Genomic DNA, 12,974 nt, shown 5'->3' with positions numbered 1-12,974 from the left:
CGCGCTCAGGGCGCGTTGGCCTGCAATTGGAAATCGATGTAGCCGTAGGCGATGCGGCGCGCCTTGTCGGCGTTGAAGTCACCACCGACCAGGCTGCCGCGCAGCCACAGGCCATCGATCATCGCGGCCAGCCCGCGGGCGGACAGGCGTGCCTGTGCATGCGGCAACTGGCGGTTGAACTGATGGCAGAGGTTGGAGAACAGTCGCTGGTCGTTGGCGCGCTGCAGCCGCGCAAGTTCCGGCTGATGCATGCTGGCGGCCCAGAACGTCAGCCATACGCGCATGGCGGTTCCGTTGGTCTGGCTGTCGTCGAAGTTGCCATCGACGATGGCGCGAAGCTGTGAACGTGCGTCGCCGGCGGCCGCGTCGCGATAGCGGGCAACGGCCGCCTTCAGCTCGCGCAGGATCTGCCGCATCGCCGCATTGAGCAGGCCGTCCTTGTCGCCGAAGTAATGGGCGACGATGCCGCTGGACAGGCCGGCCTTCCTTGCGATGGTGGCGACGGTGGCATCGGCCATGCCGATCTCGTCGATGGTCTGGAAAGTGGCCCGGATCAGCTGCTCGCGGCGGACCGGTTCCACGCCTTTCTTCGGCATTGTCTCTCCACGGATTGCGACCCGGAATGCCGGGCTGGTGAAGATCATACTTTTTATTGATTGAACGTTCAATCAATAAACCCTACGATGCCGGTCGCGCCCCCACGCCATGGGCCCGGTTTCCGGTCCGGCCCCGCCCATGTGCCCCCCTGGACTGATGAGACGACCCCATGTCTTCCCTGGCTCATCCCAAGCGCTCGCCCCTGCGCTTGAACCGTTTCGTGTTCTTCAGTTCGTCGGTCTCCATCGGCATCCTCGGTGCGTTGACCGTGTTCTTCCCGGAGGCCAGCGAGCACTGGCTGCAATGGGCACAGGCCGAGGTCTCCGCGGCGTTCGGCTGGTGGTACATGCTGCTGATCGTGGCCTGCCTGGGCTTCGTGCTGTGGCTGGCGTTCTCGCCGTATGGGCGCATCCGCCTGGGCCACAACGAGGAATCGCCGGCGTTCGGCTACGTGGCCTGGGTGTCGATGCTGTTCTCGGCCGGCATCGGCATCGCGCTGCTGTACTACGGCGCCTACGAGCCGCTCGATCATTTCCTCAACCCGCCCGGGCAGCCCGGCGGCACCGTCGCCGCAGGCCGCGAAGCGATGGTGCTGACCTTCCTGCACTGGGGCCTGCATGGCTGGGCGCTGTACGCGCTGGTCGGCGTGGCGCTGGGCTACTTCGCCTACCGCCGCAACCTGCCGCTGGCCCTGCGTTCGGCGCTGTACCCGATCTTCGGCGAGCGCATCCATGGCCGGATCGGCGACATGGTCGATGGCTTCGGCATCCTCGCGACACTGATCTCGATGGTCACCAACCTCGGCATCGGTGCGCTGGTGGTGCAGTCCGGCCTGGTCTACCTGTTCCACATCCCGGATACGCCGCAGGTGCTGGTGGCCATCGTGCTGGTGATGATGGTCGTGGCCACCATCGGCGTGGTCGCCGGCGTGGAGAAGGGCATCGCCTGGCTGTCCAATCTCAACGTGCGCCTGCTGTGCCTGCTGCTGCTGTTCGTGTTGGTGACCGGGCCAACCCTGCACCTGTTCGATGGCCTGGTGCAGAACACCGGCGATTACCTGGGCGCGTTCGTGCGCAAGAGCTTCGACATGTACCTCAACGACCCGAAGGGGCGTGAGTGGATGGGCTCGTGGACGTTGTTCTACTGGGCGTGGTGGATTGCCTGGGCACCGTTCGTGGGCCTGTTCGTGGCGCGCATCTCGCGCGGCCGAACCATCCGCGAAGTGATCATGGGCGTGCTGTTGATCCCGCTGGGCTTCACCCTGGCGTGGTTGTCGATCTTCGGCAACACCGCCATCGATCTCGTGCTGAACCATGGCCAGGCGGTGCTGGGCCAAGTGGCTCAGCACGATGCGGCGATGACCCTGTTCAAGCTGCTGGAATACTTGCCTGCGGCGCCGTACATCGCTGGTGCGGCGGTGGTGATCGGTTTCGTGTTGTTCCTGACCCCGGTCGATTCGGGCACGCTGATTATCGCCAACCTGTGCACCCGGCGTGTCGATGATGGCGTGGAGGATGGGCATGACGCGCCGATCTGGCTGCGCGTGTTCTGGGCGGCGGGCATTACCGTGGCCAGTGTCGGCCTGTTGCTGGCCGGCAACTTCAGCGCGATGCAGACGGCGGTGGTGCTGTGCGGCCTGCCGTTCTCGTTCATCCTGGCGTTCTACATGTGGGGCCTGCTGAAGGCGCTGCGTACCGACCCGGACGCGCCGCGGCGGTGATGACATTGGCTTTCATCGGCTTCGTTTCATTGAATTCCTAGATACCTCGCAGGCCCTGGTGATCGAGCATGGGGAGCTCTGCAATCAGGAGAATCCGATGAAACGCTGTGTCTGTGGTCTGTTGTTGATCGCCTCCGGTTCGGCGGGCGCCGAACCTCTGCCGCCGCCGATGCGCCAGCTGGATTTTCCGGTGCTGGCGATCGGCGATATCGGCCACTTCCGTGTCCAGGTGCCTGCCTATGCTGGCGGCCAGGGTCGCGTGTCCTATGCTGCACACGCGCTGATGCCCGGCAGTGACGAGGATCGGGGCTACCGGTTCATTGCGGTGGCCTGCAACGATGGCGGCTTTACGCCGGTGGTGCACTACGAAGAGCGGGGCGTTGCCTGTTCGCGCGTGGGCCAGTCGCCACATCCGGCGTTCGAGATGGTGATAACGGTGGTCAATACAGGAGCGACCGAAGGCGAGGTGGTCATGCCCGATGGACTCCGCAGCCTGGTCTATGACGTCGGCCAGAGCCGGGCGCCGTGGCGGATCTACGGGGTCCGCCCATGAAGCGAGGGCAGGATCCCTGCGGGTCCGGCCCTTCGCTGTGTTGCAGCCAGGCATGGATCAAGCCCACCGCCGGGCGCCCGATTCCGCGCGCTTGGCGATGCGCTGGCCACGATGGCGCCCACCTTTCATGGGGCGCGGCCCGGCTCTACCTGCGCAGTACGTTCGATCAACGTGCAGCCAGCTGGCGCAGCACGTACTGCAGCAGGCCACCGTGGTGGGCGAGGAGGCGCGCTTGCGAACCACGGGTTCGCGCGCCTCCGCAGCGCCCCCGCGCTGGCGCGGGGGCCGGGCTTCCGCCCATTGGGTCCACGGAAGGGTTCAGCGACCTGCCAGCTGGCGCAGCACGTACTGCAGCAGGCCACCGTGGTGGGCGAGGAGGCGCGCTTGCGAACCACGGGTTCGCGCGCCTCCGCAGCGCCCCCGCGCTGGCGCGGGGGCCGGGCTTCCGCCCATTGGGTCCACGGAAGGGTTCAGCGACCTGCCAGTTGGCGCAGCACGTACTGCAGCAGGCCACCGTGGCGGAAGTACTCCACTTCCTTCGGGGTCAGCAGCATCACCGAGACTTCGAAGGTCTTCTTCGTGCCATCGGCCTTGGTCGCGGTGACCGTGGCGCGCTTGCTGGCGCCGTCCTGCAGGCCGGTGACATCGATCACTTCCGAGCCATCCAGGCCCAGCGACTGTGCGTTTTCGCCGTTGCGGAACTGCAGCGGCAGCACGCCCATGCCGACCAGGTTGGAGCGGTGGATGCGTTCGAAGCTTTCGGCGATGACCGCCTTCACCCCCAGCAGCAGGGTGCCCTTGGCGGCCCAGTCACGCGACGAGCCGGTACCGTATTCCTTGCCGGCCAGCACCACCAGCGGCACCTTGTCGGCCTTGTACTTCATTGCCGCATCGTAGATCGCCAGCTTTTCCGGCTGGCCGCCGTTGCCCGGGTAGTACAGGGTGTTGCCGCCTTCTTCGCCACCGAACATCAGGTTCTTGATGCGGATGTTGGCGAAGGTGCCGCGGACCATCACGTCATCGTTGCCGCGGCGGCTGCCGTAGCTGTTGAAGTCGGCCGGCTGCACGCCGCGCTCCTGCAGGAAGCGGCCCGCCGGCGAATCCTTCTTGATGTTGCCGGCCGGGGAGATGTGGTCGGTGGTGATCGAATCGCCGAACAGGCCCATCACCCGTGCGCCGTGCACATCATCGATGCTGCCGACCTGCATGGTCATGCCATCGAAGTAGGGCGGGTTCTTGATGTAGGTGGACGCATCGCTCCATTCGTACAGGTCACCGTCCGGCGAGGCGATGGTGTTCCAGCGGGTATCGCCCTTGAACACGTCGGCGTAGTTCTGCTTGAACATCTCCGGGCCGACGGTGGCGGCGATGACGTCGCCGATCTCCTTGTTGCTCGGCCAGATGTCGCGCAGGTACACCGGCTGGCCATCGCTGCCGGTGCCCAGCGGTTCGGTGGTCAGGTCGATGTCGGTGGTGCCGGCGATGGCGTATGCCACCACCAGCGGCGGGCTGGCCAGGTAGTTCATCTTCACTTCGGGGTGCACGCGGCCCTCGAAGTTGCGGTTGCCCGACAGCACCGAGGTCACCACCAGGTCGCCACTGGCGATGCCGGCGCTGACTTCGGTCGGCAGCGGGCCGGAGTTGCCGATGCAGGTGGTGCAGCCATAGCCCACCACATAGAAGCCGATCTTCTCCAGCTCGGTGAGAACGCCGGCCTTTTCAAGATAGTCGGTGACCACGCGCGAGCCTGGGCCGAGCGAGGTCTTGACCCACGGCTTGCGGTCCAGCCCCTTGGCGGCCGCGTTGCGGGCCAGCAGGCCGGCACCGATCATCACTGCCGGGTTGGAGGTGTTGGTGCACGAAGTGATGGCGGCGATGACCACCGCACCATCCTTCAGCCGCACCTTCCTGCCGTCCATCTCGATGTCGGCATGGCCCTTGGCCAGCTGCTCGTTGCCCACTGCGGCGCCGCCGCCTTCATTGACGAAGGTGGAGACATCCTCGCTGCGCTTGTCGCGGTTGGCGGTCATGCCGACCAGCGCGTCGCGGTAGTTCTTCTGCACGTCTTCCAGCAGCACGCGGTCCTGCGGGCGTTTGGGGCCGGCCAGCGAGGGCTTCACCGTACCCATGTCCAGTTCCAGCGTGGTGCTGTACTGCGCATGCGGGCTGTTGGCGTCGTGCCACAGGCCCTGCGCCTTGGCATAGGCTTCGACCAGGGCGATCTGCTCTTCGCTGCGGCCGGACAGGCGCAGGTAGGTCAGCGATTCGTTGTCGATCGGGAAGATGCCGCAGGTGGCGCCGTATTCGGGGGCCATGTTGCCGATGGTCGCGCGGTCGGCCAGTGGCAGGTGCTGCAGGCCATCACCGTAGAACTCGACGAACTTGCCGACCACGCCGAGCTTGCGCAGCATCTGGGTGACGGTCAGCACCAGGTCGGTGGCGGTGGCGCCTTCGGGCAGCTTGCCGGTCAGCTTGAAGCCGACCACCTGCGGAATCAGCATCGACGAAGGCTGGCCGAGCATGGCGGCCTCGGCTTCGATGCCGCCCACGCCCCAGCCGAGCACGCCGATGCCGTTGATCATCGTGGTGTGGCTGTCGGTGCCGAACACGGTATCCGGATACGCAACGGCCTTGCCGTCCTTGTCGGCGGTCATCACCACGCGGGCCAGGTTTTCCAGGTTCACCTGGTGGACGATGCCGGTGTTGGGCGGCACCACCTTGAAGTTGTCGAAGGCCTTCTGGCCCCAGCGCAGGAAGCCGTAGCGTTCCTGGTTGCGCTGGAATTCAATCTTTCCGTTGAGGTCCAGTGCGTCGGGCTTGCCGAACACATCCACCTGCACCGAGTGGTCGATGACCAGTTCGGAGGGAATCAGCGGATTGATCTGTTCGGGGCGGCCGCCGAGCTTGACCACCGCATCGCGCATCGCGGCCAGGTCGACCACGCAGGGCACGCCGGTGAAGTCCTGCAGGACCACGCGCGCGGGCATGAAGGCGATTTCGGTATCCGGTTCGGCGCTGGGCTGCCAGCGGGCGACGGCCTCGATGTGATCCTTGCCGACGGTGACGCCGCCATCCTCGTGCCGGAGCAGGTTCTCCAGCAGGATCTTCATCGAGTAGGGCAGGTGGGAGATGTCGAAGCGCTGGCCCAGCTTGGGCAGGCTGAAGTAGTCGTAGGTCTTGCCGCCGACGTCCAGCTGGCTGCGGGTGGAGAACGAATCGCTCATGCGGGATGACTCCTCTTGCGGATGGCTTGCAGTGGCCCGCATGGGCGGGCCTGCTTGCGTTTGCCGGTGGCACTCCGGCCCCGGATCCTGCCCAGTATCGGCGATCCAGTGCCCGGCAATGACCCGGCAGGCTTGGAACGCAAGGTTACAGCGGTGTGTGTAGCCTTCGTGTCAGCGTGTGCATCGTTTCTGCGCCGGCCCGCACGCAGACGGGGCGCTCATGGGCGCCCCGTCCATGAATGCATCGGCTGCAGGACTTACTTGCCGTTGGCGGCATCGATCAGCGGATTGCCGGTCTTGCCGACAGCGTTGCTCTTGGACTTGGCCGTCAGCACGCCCTGCTTGTTGAACTCCAGTACGGTCGCTTCCTGGATGTTCTTGCCGAAGCTCTTGATCTTCACGAAGTCGTAGTACCAGACCTGGGTGTCGCCCAGCTGTTCGCGGCGGCCGGGGGCGCCGAATTTCTCACGGATATTGTCCTGGGTGGTCTTGCCCACTTCCAGGGTGTCCATCTGCTGCTGGGTGATCTCGATGCCGGTGGTGTAGGCGCCGAACGGGTTGGCATGGGCGGAGGTCGTCGAAACGGCCAGCGGGACTGCGAGGATCAGGGCAAGGGCGAGCGCGCGCATGAAACTTCCTTATTTATGGAGCGGATAGGTGCGGTTGGAGCGCCGGGGCGTCCAGCCGGGGCGCAGCAGGGCTGCTGGGCGAGTCTAACCCCCGGCTGCGACTGACGAGGGATCAGGGTCACATATCGGGAGGTTTGTTCCGGATGCGACGGGTATGTATAATTCATGCATACTTTTTGAGGCGTACCCCATGGAAGCCACCGTTGCTGAACGCGGACAGATCACCCTGCCCAAGGCAGTGCGCGATGCGCTGGGCCTGACCAAGGGCACCTTGCTGAAGGTGGAGCTGGAAGGCAGCCGGATCATCCTGCGCAAGAGCGTGGACGATGCGATCTCCCGCGCCCGTGGAAAGTTCTCGCTGGACGGCTTCGAATCGGCCGACGCGGCCGTGCGCGACCTGCGCGACGAGGAGTAAGCGGTGATGATCGCCGTCGATTCACCGGTACTGGTCGAACTGCTCAGCAACGGCCCGCAGGCCGATGCGGTGGAAGCCTGCCTGCGGCAGAGCCTGGTCGGTGGCCGCGTGGTGGTCTGCGGCGCGACCCTGGCCGAGATCTGTGCGGCGCTGCGCGGCGGCGCCGAGGTGCTGGAAGCGCTGGAGGAAATGGGCGTGCACTTCAACGCGCTGGAAGCCAAATCGGCACTGCGCGCGGGTGAGATGCATCGCCGCCATCGCCAGCGCGGCGGCAGCCATCGCCGTGGCCTGGACGAATTCATGATCGGCGCGCACGCCCTGCTGCAGTGCGATGGCCTGATCACCTGGAACGACACGTTTTATCGCGACTACTTCAAGGGCCTGAAGCTGATCGTGCCGCAAGCCTGAGCCCACTTTTTATTCACCTCACGCATTACCCGGGAGTTGTCATGTTGGAAGCCTACCGCCACCACGTCGCCGAGCGCGCTGCGCTTGGCATCCCGCCCCTGCCGCTGACCGCGCAGCAGACGGCCGATGTCATCGAACTGCTGAAGAACCCGCCGCAGGGCGAGGCCGAGTTCCTGCTCGACCTGCTGACCCACCGCGTGCCGGCCGGCGTCGATGACGCGGCCAAGGTCAAGGCCTCGTACCTGGCTGCGATCGCACTGGGCAGCGAGCAGAACCCGCTGATCAGCCGCGAGCGCGCCGCCGAGCTGCTGGGCACCATGCTGGGCGGCTACAACGTCGCGCCGCTGGTGCAGCTGCTGGACGATGCCAGCGTTGGCGCCATCGCTGCCGACGCGCTGAAGAAGACCCTGCTGGTGTTCGATGCCTTCCACGACGTGCAGGAAAAGGCCAAGGCCGGCAACGCCAACGCCCAGGCCGTACTGCAGAGCTGGGCCGATGCCGAGTGGTTCACCAGCAACCCGGAAGTGCCGCAGAGCCTGACCGTCACCGTATTCAAGGTGCCGGGCGAAACCAACACCGACGACCTGTCGCCGGCACCGGACGCGACCACCCGCCCGGACATTCCGATGCACGCACTGGCGATGCTGAAGAACAAGCGCGACGACGCGCCGTTCACCCCGGAAGAAGATGGCAAGCGTGGCCCGATCCAGCAGATCCTGTCGCTGAAGGACAAGGGCCATCTGGTCGCCTATGTCGGCGACGTGGTCGGCACCGGTTCCTCGCGCAAGTCGGCCACCAACAGCGTGCTGTGGTGGACCGGCGATGACATTCCGTACATCCCGAACAAGCGCGCCGGTGGCGTCTGCCTGGGTTCGAAGATCGCCCCGATCTTCTACAACACCATGGAAGATGCCGGCGCGCTGCCGATCGAGCTGGACGTGTCGAAGATGGAGCACGGCGATGTGGTCGAGCTGCGTCCGTACGAAGGCAAGGCGCTGAAGAACGGTGAAGTGATCGCCGAGTTCCAGGTCAAGTCCGAAGTGCTGTTCGACGAAGTGCGCGCCGGTGGCCGCATTCCACTGATCATCGGCCGTGGCCTGACCGGCAAGGCGCGTGAAGCGCTGGGCCTGGCCCCGACCGATCTGTTCCGCCTGCCGGTGCAGCCGGCCGACACCGGCAAGGGCTTCTCGCTGGCGCAGAAGATGGTTGGCCGCGCCTGTGGCCTGCCGGAAGGCCAGGGCATGCGCCCGGGCACCTACTGCGAACCGAAGATGACCTCGGTGGGCTCGCAGGACACCACCGGCCCGATGACCCGCGACGAGCTGAAGGACCTGGCCTGCCTGGGCTTCTCGGCCGACCTGGTGATGCAGTCGTTCTGCCACACCGCGGCCTACCCGAAGCCGGTGGACGTCAAGACCCACCACACCCTGCCGGAATTCATCTCCACCCGCGGCGGCATTTCGCTGCGTCCGGGCGACGGCGTGATCCACAGCTGGCTCAACCGCATGCTGCTGCCGGACACCGTCGGCACCGGTGGCGACTCGCACACCCGTTTCCCGGTGGGCATTTCGTTCCCGGCCGGTTCGGGCCTGGTCGCCTTCGCCGCTGCCACCGGAGTGATGCCGCTGGACATGCCGGAGTCGGTGCTGGTGCGCTTCAAGGGCAAGATGCAGCCGGGCGTGACCCTGCGTGACCTGGTCAACGCGATTCCGCTGTACGCGATCAAGTCGGGCCTGCTGACCGTGGCCAAGGCTGGCAAGAAGAACATCTTCTCCGGCCGCATCCTGGAGATCGAAGGCCTGCCGGAGCTGAAGGTCGAACAGGCGTTCGAACTGTCCGATGCCTCGGCCGAGCGTTCGGCGGCCGGCTGCTCGGTGCGCCTGAACAAGGAGCCGATCATCGAGTACCTCACCAGCAACATCACGCTGCTGAAGTGGATGATTGCCGAGGGTTACCAGGATCCGCGCTCGCTGCAGCGCCGTATCGAGAAGATGGAAGCGTGGCTGGCCAACCCGGAGCTGCTGGAGCCGGATGCCGACGCCGAGTACGCCGCCGTCATCGAGATCGACCTGGCCGACATCCACGAGCCGATCGTGGCCTGCCCGAACGACCCGGACGACGTGAAGACCCTGTCCGAAGTCGCTGGCGCCAAGATCGACGAAGTGTTCATCGGTTCGTGCATGACCAACATCGGTCACTTCCGTGCGGCTGCCAAGCTGCTGGAAGGCAAGCGTGACCTGCCGACCCGCCTGTGGGTGGCCCCGCCGACCAAGATGGATGCGTCCGAGCTGACCAAGGAAGGCGTGTACGGCACCTTCGGCGCGACCGGCGCACGCATGGAAATGCCGGGCTGCTCGCTGTGCATGGGCAACCAGGCGCAGATCCGCGAAGGCTCCACCGCGATGTCGACCTCGACCCGCAACTTCCCGAACCGCCTGGGCCGCAACACCAACGTGTACCTGGGTTCGGCGGAACTGGCGGCAATCTGCTCGCGCCTGGGCCGCATCCCGACCAAGGAAGAGTACATGGCCGATATCGGTGTGATCGCCGCCAGCGGCAGCGAGATCTACCGTTACATGAACTTCGACCAGATCGAGGAATACCAGGACGTGGCCAACACGGTCGCTGCCTGAGGGTAGTGCCGGCCGCTGGCCGGCAGCCCGTTGAAACGAAGAACCCCCGGTGAGAGCCGGGGGTTTTTTGTTGTGCCGATGATGCCTGGTAGTGCCGGCCGCTGGCCGCGATTCAGGTCCGTGCGGGGTCAGGCCAGGGCGGCGGCCGTTTCCTCGGTCACCGCTGGCGTGTCCGTCGGCAGCTCCGGGTCCGCGGCCGTTTCCGGCAACGCGCCGTGGTCAGGGAACAGGCGCGGCAGCTCGGCGACGAAGCGGACGATGCAGGCTTCGGCGAACTCACGCGATGCGGCTTTCGCCTTGGCGTAGTCGTCGGCCTGCCATTCCTGCAGCGGAGCAACACGCGCTTCGTCCTGGCAGTGCACTCCCTGGCCGCCACTGGCGCTGCGGAACAGCTTGCGCACCAGCGGGAAGCCGATGGTTACATCGTGGCGCAGCTCATACGGGGTCTCTGCGTCGCTGAGCTTCTGGTACACCAGCGACCACTGGCCGGCGCTGGCTTCCACGGTGCGCTCGTCACTGGGAATGGCGCCGGGATGCGCTGCGAAATAGAGCGCCAGCTGCTCGCGGATCATGCCGGGCAACGCGCCGAAGGCCGGGCTGGGAACGGACTGGATGTCCTCGCCGCGCACGTTGTTCTTGCTGAAGCTGTTGCTGGTGCCGATGTCACCCACGCCGGTGACGAACGCCAAGGCAGACAGACCGACCTTGGCTGCGGTGACGGCGGCGGTGTCACCGCGCATCACCAAGCGCAGCACATGGTCGCCCACGCGATTGCCGTTGGGACCGACGCCCAGGCCGGAAGTGACCTTTACCCGTTGCAGGCTGCTGAGATCCAGTGCGGGTGCCACAGCCACTGTGACGTCCCCGGCGGCTGGTTCGGCAACGACCATGGTTGCCGGCGCGTCACCAACGGCATCGACCACGGGGGAGGTGGCCGATGTTTCAGGGGCCGGCATGGCATCCGTTGCCCGATCGGGCGTTGCATCGATCGTGGTCACGGCGGCGGCATCGGGCGCCGGTGCGTGTTCTTCGTCGACGGCGTGGGCCGACGGAGCCAGCAGCAGGCTGGCTGCGAACGCGGCGGTGAGGCAGGTTTGGCGTAATGCCACGGTGGTACTCCTTGGGGAAACGTGACGGGTGCGCGCGCTGCAACTCACTGCGCCGCGAATTCCTTGATCGGGATGGCCTTGCAGTGGGTCATGGCGGTGGCGAGGTCGACCTGGGCGCCTGCTGCGGCGCTGTGCGACGGAGTGACTGCGGCAGCCTCCAGCCAAAGACTGGGCAGCGCCTGTGGCGATTCCAGCACCCGGTTCCAGAGCGCGTCGCGCAGTGGGCTGCTGTAGGTGCTGCCGGGCGTCACGATGCACAACCGCGTACCGGGGGTGCTGCTGGCCTGCTGCAGCACCTGCTGCAGTGCGGCGTTGGCGTTGGCGTCGTCGCTCAGCTGCTGCGGCGCACTGTTCTGCGAGGCGTCCTGGATCTGCAGCTTGCCCGGGGTGAACAGCAGGACCTGCATGTCCTGGCGCGGTTCGATGCGCACCGGCGCGCGGGTGCCCTCGCAGATCGTGGGGGTTGGCCGCGCCTGCTGCGGTGTCACGCTGCCATCGGTATGCACCTGCCGGATATGCAGCCGACAGATCTTGTCGGCCACTTCAAATTCCACCTCGTAATCCTGGCCGGGCCTGGCCACGAACTGGCCCGACAGCTTGCCGTCGCAGTACACGCGACTGCTCGCGTCGAAGCGTGCCTCGAAGATCAGCGGCTTGCCACCGGGTACTTCGTATTCCTGGTAGCTGAGCATGGAAAACCGCTCGTTCTCTTTGCTGCGCAGGGTTTCCGTAACGGGGATGCCGAGCACGCCCTTGTCGCCGGCGTTGTTGTACTTGACGTCGATCCTGTCGCGGTAGTCTTCGCGGCAGGCGGCATCGGTGTACAGGGTGGTGGTGCGCCCCAGGGCGGCGTAGACGCGCACCCGTGCCGGGGGAGCGGCGCCGTCAGCATAGGCGCTGACATCTTCAGCGGCCAACGGGCGCGGATACATCGCGGGGATCCTCTTGACCAGCTTCTCGATGCATTTCATCGTGATCATCTGCGCGGCCGCCTTGAGCCGCGCGTAATCATCGGCTTGCCACGCTTCCAGGGTTGCGCGGTTGTCGCTGTCATTGCAGCTGATGATTTCCGCCAGCGTACCGTCGGCACGCCGCTGCTCGATGGTGCTGGAGTGGTTGAGGCGGTAGAGCGGATCCTTGCGTGTGTTGCCCTGGTGCACCAGCGCCCACGTGTCTGCACTGAAGCGCAGGATACTGGTCTGCGCGGGCAGCGCGTCGGGTGCATAGCGGAAGTAGCCGCCCACCAGCGCCTTGGCCACGTTTGGCATCAGCGTGATGGCGGGACTGGCTTGTCCTTCGATGATGCTGCCGGGCAGATTGTTACGCTGGAAGTAGTCCGGCTCGTTGCCGCTGAAGAGAAGCGCGAGCCCCTTCGGCGTGAGCGCCTCACTGTCATCGGGAGTGACGATGCGCAGCGCCACGTCGGGTGCGTGCATGCGCTTCAGCGCGCCGGCCGGACCGCTCTGGATCTGTACCCGATCAGTCCAGGGGGCAGGGTGGTCGGTGGTGGTAGCGGTGTCGGTGGCAGCGGCGGGTGTTGGGTGGGGCGATGCTGGTTGTGCGGCAGACGTGGCCGCCAGCGGGGCCAACGGGGCCAGCAGCGCGGCAGCCAGCAGCGAGGTTCGGGTGGGGAAGCGGCGCTGGGCCATGGTATAGCTCCTTGAAGAACGAAACAGCTGGCCCCTC

General features: G+C 65.9%; 10 protein-coding genes. 5 read left to right on the top strand and 5 right to left on the bottom strand.

What is annotated here, in order from left to right; all coding sequences use genetic code 11:
• Positions 1-5: 5 nt before the first annotated feature.
• Positions 6-596: a transcriptional regulator BetI gene (gene betI, locus K5K93_RS03070; RefSeq protein WP_025878951.1), complete on the bottom strand. Its 591-nt coding sequence runs from the start codon at positions 594-596 to the stop codon at positions 6-8.
• A gap of 170 nt (positions 597-766) precedes the next feature.
• On the opposite strand from betI, the gene K5K93_RS03065 reads away from it, so the two are divergent.
• Both K5K93_RS03065 and K5K93_RS03060 read left to right on the top strand, forming a co-directional pair.
• Positions 767-2,317, top strand: a complete 1,551-nt coding sequence (locus K5K93_RS03065) for a BCCT family transporter (RefSeq protein WP_222389722.1) — start codon at positions 767-769, stop codon at positions 2,315-2,317.
• 97 nt (positions 2,318-2,414) lie between these two features.
• Positions 2,415-2,870: a hypothetical protein gene (locus K5K93_RS03060; RefSeq protein ID WP_222389721.1), complete on the top strand. Its 456-nt coding sequence runs from the start codon at positions 2,415-2,417 to the stop codon at positions 2,868-2,870.
• Between the two features lie 470 nt (positions 2,871-3,340).
• Here K5K93_RS03060 and acnA read toward each other — a convergent pair whose 3' ends face one another.
• Together acnA and bamE are read right to left on the bottom strand one after the other, a co-directional pair.
• A complete protein-coding gene (gene acnA, locus K5K93_RS03055) occupies positions 3,341-6,094 on the bottom strand; it encodes an aconitate hydratase AcnA (protein WP_093818231.1) in 2,754 nt (917 codons plus the stop codon).
• Positions 6,095-6,351: 257 nt separating this feature from the next.
• Complete coding sequence (gene bamE / locus K5K93_RS03050) at positions 6,352-6,723, bottom strand: outer membrane protein assembly factor BamE (protein ID WP_093818232.1); 372 nt, start codon at positions 6,721-6,723, stop codon at positions 6,352-6,354.
• A gap of 190 nt (positions 6,724-6,913) precedes the next feature.
• Between bamE and K5K93_RS03045 the strand changes: the two genes are divergently transcribed.
• Genes K5K93_RS03045 through acnB form a run of 3 tightly spaced genes read left to right on the top strand, consistent with a single transcriptional unit; the run spans position 6,914 to position 10,179 of the window.
• On the top strand, positions 6,914-7,138 hold the full coding sequence (locus K5K93_RS03045; protein WP_025878955.1) for an AbrB/MazE/SpoVT family DNA-binding domain-containing protein: 225 nt from the start codon (positions 6,914-6,916) through the stop codon (positions 7,136-7,138).
• A 6-nt stretch (positions 7,139-7,144) separates the two neighbouring features.
• Positions 7,145-7,546, top strand: a complete 402-nt coding sequence (locus tag K5K93_RS03040; RefSeq protein ID WP_025878956.1) for a type II toxin-antitoxin system VapC family toxin — start codon at positions 7,145-7,147, stop codon at positions 7,544-7,546.
• Between the two features lie 41 nt (positions 7,547-7,587).
• On the top strand, positions 7,588-10,179 hold the full coding sequence (acnB, locus tag K5K93_RS03035; RefSeq protein WP_222389719.1) for a bifunctional aconitate hydratase 2/2-methylisocitrate dehydratase: 2,592 nt from the start codon (positions 7,588-7,590) through the stop codon (positions 10,177-10,179).
• 128 nt (positions 10,180-10,307) lie between these two features.
• Here acnB and K5K93_RS03030 read toward each other — a convergent pair whose 3' ends face one another.
• Both K5K93_RS03030 and K5K93_RS03025 read right to left on the bottom strand, forming a co-directional pair.
• Complete coding sequence (locus K5K93_RS03030; RefSeq protein WP_222389717.1) at positions 10,308-11,288, bottom strand: hypothetical protein; 981 nt, start codon at positions 11,286-11,288, stop codon at positions 10,308-10,310.
• 44 nt (positions 11,289-11,332) lie between these two features.
• Positions 11,333-12,937 carry a hypothetical protein gene (locus K5K93_RS03025; protein ID WP_222389715.1) on the bottom strand — a complete coding sequence of 535 codons (1,605 nt, stop codon included), beginning with the start codon at positions 12,935-12,937 and terminating at the stop codon, positions 11,333-11,335.
• Between the last annotated feature and the right edge of the window lie 37 nt (positions 12,938-12,974).

The sequence above is a fragment of the Stenotrophomonas sp. DR822 genome, assembly GCF_019793815.1.
Classification (GTDB): domain Bacteria; phylum Pseudomonadota; class Gammaproteobacteria; order Xanthomonadales; family Xanthomonadaceae; genus Stenotrophomonas; species Stenotrophomonas indicatrix.
The sequence above is the reverse complement of the archived record's forward strand: the minus strand, read 5'-3'. Positions and strand labels throughout refer to the sequence as shown.